General features: G+C 45.6%; 9 protein-coding genes. 1 reads left to right on the top strand and 8 read right to left on the bottom strand.

Annotated elements, in window-relative coordinates; all coding sequences use genetic code 11:
• Positions 1-50 precede the first annotated feature (50 nt).
• The 8 genes from MOF34_RS20530 to cymR all read right to left on the bottom strand — a co-directional run bounded on the left by MOF34_RS20530 (position 51) and on the right by cymR (position 6,835).
• Positions 51-182: a YrzQ family protein gene (locus MOF34_RS20530; RefSeq protein ID WP_019715211.1), complete on the bottom strand. Its 132-nt coding sequence runs from the start codon at positions 180-182 to the stop codon at positions 51-53.
• 21 nt (positions 183-203) lie between these two features.
• A complete protein-coding gene (locus MOF34_RS20525) occupies positions 204-395 on the bottom strand; it encodes a hypothetical protein (RefSeq protein WP_003225893.1) in 192 nt (63 codons plus the stop codon).
• Between the two features lie 11 nt (positions 396-406).
• Entirely contained in the window at positions 407-931 is a 525-nt protein-coding gene (locus tag MOF34_RS20520) for a PRC-barrel domain-containing protein (RefSeq protein ID WP_268401545.1), read from the bottom strand.
• 56 nt (positions 932-987) lie between these two features.
• Positions 988-3,384, bottom strand: a complete 2,397-nt coding sequence (locus MOF34_RS20515) for an ATP-dependent RecD-like DNA helicase (RefSeq protein WP_268401543.1) — start codon at positions 3,382-3,384, stop codon at positions 988-990.
• Between the two features lie 24 nt (positions 3,385-3,408).
• The gene (locus MOF34_RS20510) at positions 3,409-4,029 is read right to left on the bottom strand and encodes a tetratricopeptide repeat protein (RefSeq protein ID WP_268401546.1); all 621 of its coding nucleotides are present in this window, start codon (positions 4,027-4,029) and stop codon (positions 3,409-3,411) included.
• Positions 4,030-4,114: 85 nt separating this feature from the next.
• Entirely contained in the window at positions 4,115-5,230 is a 1,116-nt protein-coding gene (mnmA, locus tag MOF34_RS20505; RefSeq protein WP_268401542.1) for a tRNA 2-thiouridine(34) synthase MnmA, read from the bottom strand.
• Between the two features lie 27 nt (positions 5,231-5,257).
• Positions 5,258-6,400, bottom strand: coding sequence for a cysteine desulfurase family protein (locus MOF34_RS20500; protein ID WP_268401541.1), 1,143 nt, complete (start codon positions 6,398-6,400; stop codon positions 5,258-5,260).
• A gap of 18 nt (positions 6,401-6,418) precedes the next feature.
• Complete coding sequence (cymR, locus tag MOF34_RS20495) at positions 6,419-6,835, bottom strand: cysteine metabolism transcriptional regulator CymR (RefSeq protein ID WP_003225879.1); 417 nt, start codon at positions 6,833-6,835, stop codon at positions 6,419-6,421.
• Positions 6,836-7,036: 201 nt separating this feature from the next.
• Here cymR and MOF34_RS20490 point away from each other — a divergent pair, with 201 nt between their 5' ends.
• A complete protein-coding gene (locus MOF34_RS20490) occupies positions 7,037-8,302 on the top strand; it encodes a replication-associated recombination protein A (RefSeq protein WP_268401539.1) in 1,266 nt (421 codons plus the stop codon).
• Positions 8,303-8,342 lie beyond the last annotated feature (40 nt).

Here is an 8,342-nt window from a genome sequence, read left to right as displayed (position 1 = left end):
GATTTTCTCGACAGCCTGAGGATACTCTTCGAAGAGTATCCTTTTTCACATTAAAACATTTTCGTTATTCTTTTTCTCATCCGCTTCATGCTACGATTATTCAGCATATCGGATTGAGTCGCCATTCGGTACACGAGAGCCCCTGCTCCCAATGCCAAAAGAGAAGTCATCGTCCGATTCATCCTGCGCATCTCCCTTCATGATCAAAAATTGATGCTGCGTTCATCCTCAGAAAACAAATCATCCAAGCTGCTTAACGTTCCGTCTTCTTCCACCTGATGAGTTGCAATCTTCCCTTTCGCCACTGTCAGTTCAATAAAACAGCCCCAGCAATAATATTGGTTCACGCCAATTTTCCCGATATCCTTACTTTTGCAGTTCGGGCATATAAGCATATCTCACACCTCTATCCGTTCAGGACGATCTCATCTTTCCGCACCTCGACAAGCGAATCCGCTTTTTGGATCTGGCGCTTGCTTCCCGCCAGGTCAGAAAAGAAACCGTCCGAGAGTTCATATGCTACGATTATGCCCCTGTCCAAACAAAAGTATACATCTTCCAGCATCCCCAATATATCTCCCTCTTGCGATTTCACAAGCTTCATTTTCATCTGCTCGTATGTGAAGCATGACTTCGGAAGAGGCAGAAGCTGGTTAGTACTGACCGAGGCCAATATGCGGTCATCAAGAATGCATGTGATATCACACGCCTGTAAAAGCGCATGATGATGATGCAAAAACCGTTTTTGTGCAAGAATAAACCCGAGACAATCTCCTTTCAGAGAAAAACAAATATCGGAAATTGTCCCAAGATAACAAGAAGTTCGTTGTGAGTATACTGGGAACCCTTCTATCTCATGGCATGTTCTCAAAGTGTGATCAACCACCTTTTGTTGAACAGGCTTAGGTTTTGCTTTGCGCCTTTGACTCATACGATGAAATCACTTCCACCGCAATTGAAAAAACTCCCGATAACACGGGAGCCTTTTTACAGCTGTTCTTCTTTCATAAAATCGAATGGTGTAATGCCTTCCATGCCAATATTGGCATCGTGCACACTGAACGGGAGCTCTTTTTGCAAAGCCTCAAGCTCTGCATCCATTTCCTCAACCTGTATTGACAGCCTGTTTTTCAAGGAAGTCTGTCTGACAGTCGCGTCATTATTTTTTACACCCCACTCCAGTGCCTCCTCTTCCCCGCATAATATGAGAAATTTCTTTGCTCTTGTAATTGCGGTATAAAGAAGATTTCTTCTGAGCATTCTATAGTAGCCTTTCACTACAGGCAAAACCACAATCGGAAATTCACTTCCCTGCGATTTATGAATAGAGCAGCAATACGCATGGGTAAATTGGTTAAAATCTTTTTTCGTAAATGTCATTTCATTGCCGTCAAAATTAACAACGGCCATGTCTTCTTTTTCTGTATTTTCCTTCGCATAAAATATCGACGTAATTTCCCCAATATCTCCGTTGAATACATTGTTTTCCGGCTGATTGACGAGCTGCAAAATTTTATCTCCAGTTCTGTACACAACATCTCCGAACTTCAATTCTCTCCGTTTTTCTTTAGAAGGATTTAAAATATCCTGCAGCATTACATTCAGTTCATTGATGCCGGCTTTTCCTCTGTACATCGGGGCGAGAACCTGTATGTCCTTTGCCGTATAGCCTTTCTTCAAAGCATTGGCGACAACCTTTTCGACCACTTCTTTTATTTGTGAGCCACCGCAGCGAATAAAGGAACGGTCCTTCGTCGGGGCAGTCAAATTGTTCGGCAGCAATCCATTTTTCATCTGGTGGGCAAGCTCGACGATTGATGACCCCTCCGCCTGGCGGTAGATGTCTGTCAGTCTCACAGTCGGAATGACCTTGGATGCCAAAAGGTCTCTCAGCACTTGGCCCGGACCGACAGAAGGCAGCTGATCTTCGTCTCCCACAATAATGATTTGTATATGATCAGGGATCGCCTTGAACAAATGGTTCGCCAGCCATATATCAAGCATACTGGCTTCATCAATAATTAACAACTTTCCCTCGATCGGCTGATCCTCTGTATGGGTAAAACCTTCTGCGCCGTTCCAGCCAAGCAGCCTGTGTATCGTGACCGCGGGAAGGCCCGTTGATTCACTCATCCGTTTCGCCGCTCTTCCTGTCGGTGCGGCCAATACAACCGGAAAAGCTTCATCCTTTTTATAAGCTGACGGGTCTAGTGACACGCCGTGAAGCTCTCCGTACAGTTCGACAATTCCTCTGATTACCGTCGTTTTCCCTGTTCCCGGGCCTCCCGTTAAAAGAAGCATCGGTGAAGAAAGGGCTTTTTGAATCGCTTCCTTCTGGCTCGGGGCATACTGAACGTTCATCCGTTCTTCCAGTTCTCCTAAAGCGAGCAGAAATTCTGATTCAGGAAACTGGTCATCATATTCAGTTTGGCTTGCGATATGTTTCACACGCTTTGCAACGTTTTGTTCTGCGTAAAACAGCGATGGAAAATAACAGCGGCCGTCTTCTATGACAATGTCTTTATTTTCACCAAGGGCAATAATGGCGTTAGCGGCATCCATTTCTGTGATATGCTGTCCTTCCCTTGCTGACTGGTTCAACAATGATTGGGTGTCGATAATCAGCTGCTCCGTTTCTATGTACGTATGCCCTTCTGACAGACAAGTCGTTTCAAGCGTGTACAAAATAGCGGCTTTTACCCTTTCAGGATGATTACCCGAAAGCCCCATTCTGCTGCCAAGCTCATCCGCTTTCCCAAACCCTATCCCTTCTACATCTTTCACAAGCTGATAAGGGTTTTCCTGAATCTTTTCAAGCGTCTCGGATTCATAGGCCTGATAGATTTTCATAGACAGCTGAGGGCCAAAGCCGAACTGATTCAGGGAAATCATGATTTGTTCAAGTCCCTGATGCTGCTGCAACGCACCGGCTAGCGTGTCAGCTTTCTTTTTTGACAGTCTCGGTACATCATAAAGCACTGACGCGTCAGCCAAAATTTTATTAATCGCGCTGTCGCCCAGCTTTTTTACTATTTCTTCAGCTGTTTTTTTGCCGATTCCCTCGAACAAATCACTCGATAAATACTGAATGATGCCTTCCTTAGTCGTCGGGATCTCCTTTTTAAAATGCTCCGCCTGAAATTGGAGCCCGAATTTTGGATGTGTTACAATCTTTCCGTAAAACGTGTAGGTCTCTTCTTCTTGAAGCGCAGGGAAGTAGCCCGTCACGGATACGGCTTTATCTTCAATCGCTTCGGAGGTCTCTGTGACTTTCACTTTCAGAACCGTATATAAATTGGTGTCATTATGATAGATGACTGTGTTGACTGTTCCCTTTAAATAGGGTTCTTCCTCCAGTTTAAGCTGATCCGGCTGCTGCTGCACGAGCTTTTCCCTCCTCCTGTGCTGTTATGATGGGTCGATTAGTTTTTTAGCATGAACCGCAAGCATATGATCTGGCTGGATGTCGATCGCCTTGTCCAGCATTTCCAATGCTTTTTCTCGATTTTCTTTATAAGCATAAGCAACACCCGCATTGTAAAATGCATCGGCGTGGCCAGGATCTTTCTCTGTTACAGCTGAAAATTGGCTGAGCGCTTCGTCCAGCATGCCCTCGTTCGCTAAGCACATCCCAAATTGAAAGCGCGCTTCTGTATCATTTTCATTCAGTTCGACCGCTCTTTGTAAATAAGGGAGTGCAAGCTTAGGCTGTTCGAGCTTGACAAGAACCGTTCCGAGCATGTAAAACAGGTCACCGTTTTCCATCCCGGCTCGAAGCGCTTTTTCAAACATGTCTTTCGCTTCTTTGTACATTTCTTTTACGACATAGACATTTCCTGCTCCATAATAAGCAGTGGCTGCGTTATTGTCTAATTCAAGCGCTTTATTATAAAACGCAAGCGCCCGTTCCAGCTCGTTTACGGATGAAAGCAGGTTAGCAAAATTGATATAAGGTATCGCGTCTTCTTTATTTTCTTCAATTGCTTTTGTAAATGCCTCTGCCGCTTTCTCGTAATCGCCTTCCTGCATCGCCTCTATACCGACTTGATTATAATCCACCGATCATCTTCCTTTCATTAAAAAACCCCAACTCAGTGTTGAGGTTTTTCATCTTTTATACGTACCACAATTTTGTTCCGTCTTTATACACATCATCAATTGTTCCGCCGCCAAGGCATTCTTCACCGTCATAGAAGACAACGGCTTGTCCAGGTGTTACAGCGCGGACTTGTTCATCAAAGATGACTTCCGCTTCGCCTTCACCCGTCATGCGAACCGTTACGTTATGATCTTCTTGGCGGTAACGGAATTTTGCCGTGCAGGCAACCTCTTCGCCCTTCATGATATCCGAACGAACCCAGCTGATATTTGTTGCTGTAATTTTGTCAGAATACAGAAGCGGGTTATGGAACCCTTGATCCACGTAGAGAATGTTTTTTTCGAGATCTTTGCCAACTGCAAACCACGGCTCGCCGCTTCCGCCGATGCCAAGGCCGTGACGCTGTCCGATCGTGTAGTACATCAACCCGTCGTGGCGTCCTTTTACTTCGCCGTCCATCGTCATCATATCGCCCGGCTGTGCAGGGAGATATTGGCTGAGAAATGTTTTGAAGTTGCGTTCGCCGATAAAACAGATGCCCGTACTGTCTTTTTTCGTCGCTGTTGCAAGATCTGCTTCTTTGGCCATTTCACGCACACGGCTTTTTTGAAGCTCGCCGATCGGGAACATGACTTTGCTTAGCGTATCTTCTGTCAGCTGATTCAAGAAGTACGTTTGATCCTTGTTTTCATCAATGCCACGCAGCATTCTGACTTTGCCGCCGCTTCTGTCTACCCTTGCATAGTGGCCAGTTGCTAAATAGTCGGCGCCAAGTGACAGGGCGTGCTCCAAAAATGCCTTGAATTTAATCTCTTTGTTGCATAGTACATCCGGGTTTGGTGTTCTGCCTGCTTTATATTCATCAAGGAAGTATTGAAATACCTTCTCGTAATATTGCTTTTCAAAATTAACGGCATAGTACGGAATTCCAATTTGATTGCAGACACGAATCACATCTTCATAATCCTCTGTCGCCGTGCAAAAACCGTTTTCGTCCGTATCATCCCAGTTTTTCATAAAAATTCCGATTACGTCATAGCCCTGTTCTTTTAACAGCAGGGCCGCCACAGATGAGTCTACTCCGCCGGACATGCCGACGACGACTCTTGTATCTTCCGGCCGTTTTTCCATTTCATTCACTCCAATAACTAAGCCGCCTTATTGTGTGAGCCGCTTTACAACGTCAGCCACATGTTTGGCAGCAGTTTTCACTTGCTCAGCCGTATTGCCGAGGCCGAAGCTGATTCGAATCGAGGACGTCAGCCGGTCACTCTTTTCTCCGAACATGGCAGTCAGAACATGTGACGGCAGAACTGAACCGGCCGTGCACGCTGATCCGCTTGAGACAGCTACTCCCGCCATGTCAAGATTCACCAGCAGCGCTTCAACTGATATACCGGGGAAATAAAGATTCAGAACATGCGGCAGACTATGCTCTTTGTCCCCGTTAATCTCGAATGCCACACCGGCATGTTCAAGCGTGTCGGCAATGATTGTTTTAAACGATTGATACTTCTCGTTTTTTTCGACCCGTTCTTCACTTGACAGCTTGATGGCTTCATTCAGCCCGACAATGCCGGGAACATTTTCTGTTCCGGCACGGCGTTTTCTTTCTTGCTCTCCTCCGAATAAGAGCGGGGAAAGTTTCACATCTCTACTTGCATATAAAAAGCCTGTCCCTTTTGGCCCGTTGAGCTTGTGCCCAGAAACAGACAGAAGGTCAATATGGCTGTTTTTCACGTCAATTGGCAGCAATCCGAATGCCTGAACAGCATCGGTATGAAAATATGACTGGTGTTCCTTTAGCAGCTCACCGATTTCATCGATCGGCTGCACTGTTCCGACTTCATTATTTCCATACATCACTGTCACAAGGATTGTATCATCACGCAGTGCTTCTTTCACCTGTTTTGCACTGACTCTTCCATTTTGGTCAACGTCTAGATACGTTACTTCAAATCCGTCTTCCTCTAGTTTTTCACAGGTGTGAAGCACAGCGTGATGCTCAATTTTTGTCGTGATGATATGTCTGCCCAGATCTTTTCTTGCAAGCGCGGTTCCCATAATCGCCAAGTTATCGGCTTCCGTTCCCCCGCTTGTAAAAATGATCTCCTGCTCTGCCGCTCCAATTTCTGCTGCAATCTGCGCTCTTGCTTCGTCCACCCATTTTCGAGATTCTCTACCAAATGAATGAATACTGGATGGATTGCCGAAACTGCCGGAGAAATGCGGTATCATTTTTTCCAGCACACGCTCATCCATCGGAGACGTTGCAGCATGATCTAAATAAATCCGTTCCATTATGTTTACACCTCTGATCTAAATATAGAACATATAAGCTTCTTGCTCTCCGTCTGTGTAGCTGGCAAGATCCTCTAATGTTGTACTGTCTAAAACCTCTTTCACGGCATCCCGTATGCGAATCCAGAGCTCACGCTTAGCCGGCTCCTCGTCTTCCAGCACTTCAACAGGACTGATTGGCCCCTCGAGTACACGGATAATATCCCCCGCTGTAATCGCATCTGGCTCACTGCCTAGTACATATCCGCCGTATGCGCCTCTGATGCTTTTAACTAAACCGGCATTTCTGAGCGGCGATACCAGCTGCTCCAGATAATGCTCGGACAAATTATTCGTCTGTGCGATGCTTTTTAATGAAGTCGGGCCTTCACCATGCTTTTTTGCAAGCTCGATCATAATCGTGAGACCGTATCTTCCCTTAGTTGATATTTTCAACATGAACACCTCTGTTATTTCGTGATTTTCCACATTTATAATGGTAATTTCTATATGGTTCGTCCGTTTATTATCTAATAGACCAACTGTTATTATAACATACACTCAGCTAATTTTCATTGAGGCAGGCGGAAACGGGCCTTTCCCCTTTTCTAATGTCCACTTTTCCGTTACCCTGTAATTATGTAAGGAGAGATGATGATGAAGCCATTGGCATATCGGATGCGTCCGACAAATATAGAGGATATTATCGGCCAGCAGCATCTGGTGGCTGAAGATAAAATGATCGGCAGAATGGTTCAGGCAAAACATTTGTCATCCATGATTTTGTACGGGCCGCCCGGGATTGGAAAAACATCAATCGCAACAGCAATCGCCGGTTCAACAAGTATTGCTTTTCGAAAGCTCAATGCTGTCATTAACAATAAAAAAGATATGGAGATCGTAGCCCAGGAAGCTAAAATGTCAGGCCAGGTAATTTTGATACTGGATGAAGTTCACAGGCTGGATAAAGGAAAGCAAGATTTTCTTTTGCCCTATTTAGAAAACGGGATGATTATTTTAATCGGAGCGACCACGGCAAACCCGTATCATGCCATTAATCCGGCAATCAGAAGCCGGGCACAGATCTTTGAGCTTGAGCCGTTAACACCGGAACTGATTAAACAGGCCCTGGAACGTGCGCTTCATGATGAGCATCGGGGCCTTGGCACATATTCTGTATCTATCGATGATCAGGCGATGGAGCATTTTGCCCGCGGATGCGGAGGAGATGTCCGCTCCGCTTTAAATGCGCTTGAGCTGGCCGTCTTGTCAACGAAGGAGTCAGCCGACGGCGTGATTCATATTACATTAGAAACCGCGGAAGAATGTTTGCAGAAAAAGAGCTTTTCTCACGATAAAGATGGTGATGCGCATTATGATGTATTGTCCGCTTTTCAAAAATCGATCCGCGGCTCTGATGCCAACGCCGCTCTTCATTATTTGGCAAGATTAATTGAAGCCGGGGATCTGGAAAGCATCGCAAGACGGCTGCTTGTCATCGCATATGAAGATATCGGCTTAGCAAGCCCGCAGGCTGGTCCAAGAGTGCTGCACGCTGTTCAGACCGCTGAGCGGGTCGGATTTCCTGAAGCGCGAATCCCGCTGGCAAACGCAGTTATTGAACTTTGCCTCTCGCCGAAATCAAACTCAGCCATTCTGGCGATCGATGAGGCGCTGGCAGATATCAGAGCCGGAAGAATAGGAGATGTCCCGAAGCATTTAAAAGACGCGCATTATAAAGGAGCTCAGGAATTAGGAAGAGGAATCGATTATAAATACCCGCACAATTATGACAACGGATGGGTCGAACAACAATATCTCCCTGATCCTTTAAAGAACAAGCAATATTACAAGCCAAAACAGACAGGAAAGTTCGAATCCGCCTTAAAGCAGGTGTATGACAAACTAATGAAAAGAAAATAAAACAAAAACAGCCTTGCGTATGGGACTGACCCCATAAGAT

Origin of the sequence: Bacillus sp. T17B1, from assembly GCF_026796395.1 — a bacterium.
Taxonomy (GTDB): domain Bacteria; phylum Bacillota; class Bacilli; order Bacillales; family Bacillaceae; genus Bacillus; species Bacillus spizizenii_A.
The sequence above is the reverse complement of the archived record's forward strand: the minus strand, read 5'-3'. Positions and strand labels throughout refer to the sequence as shown.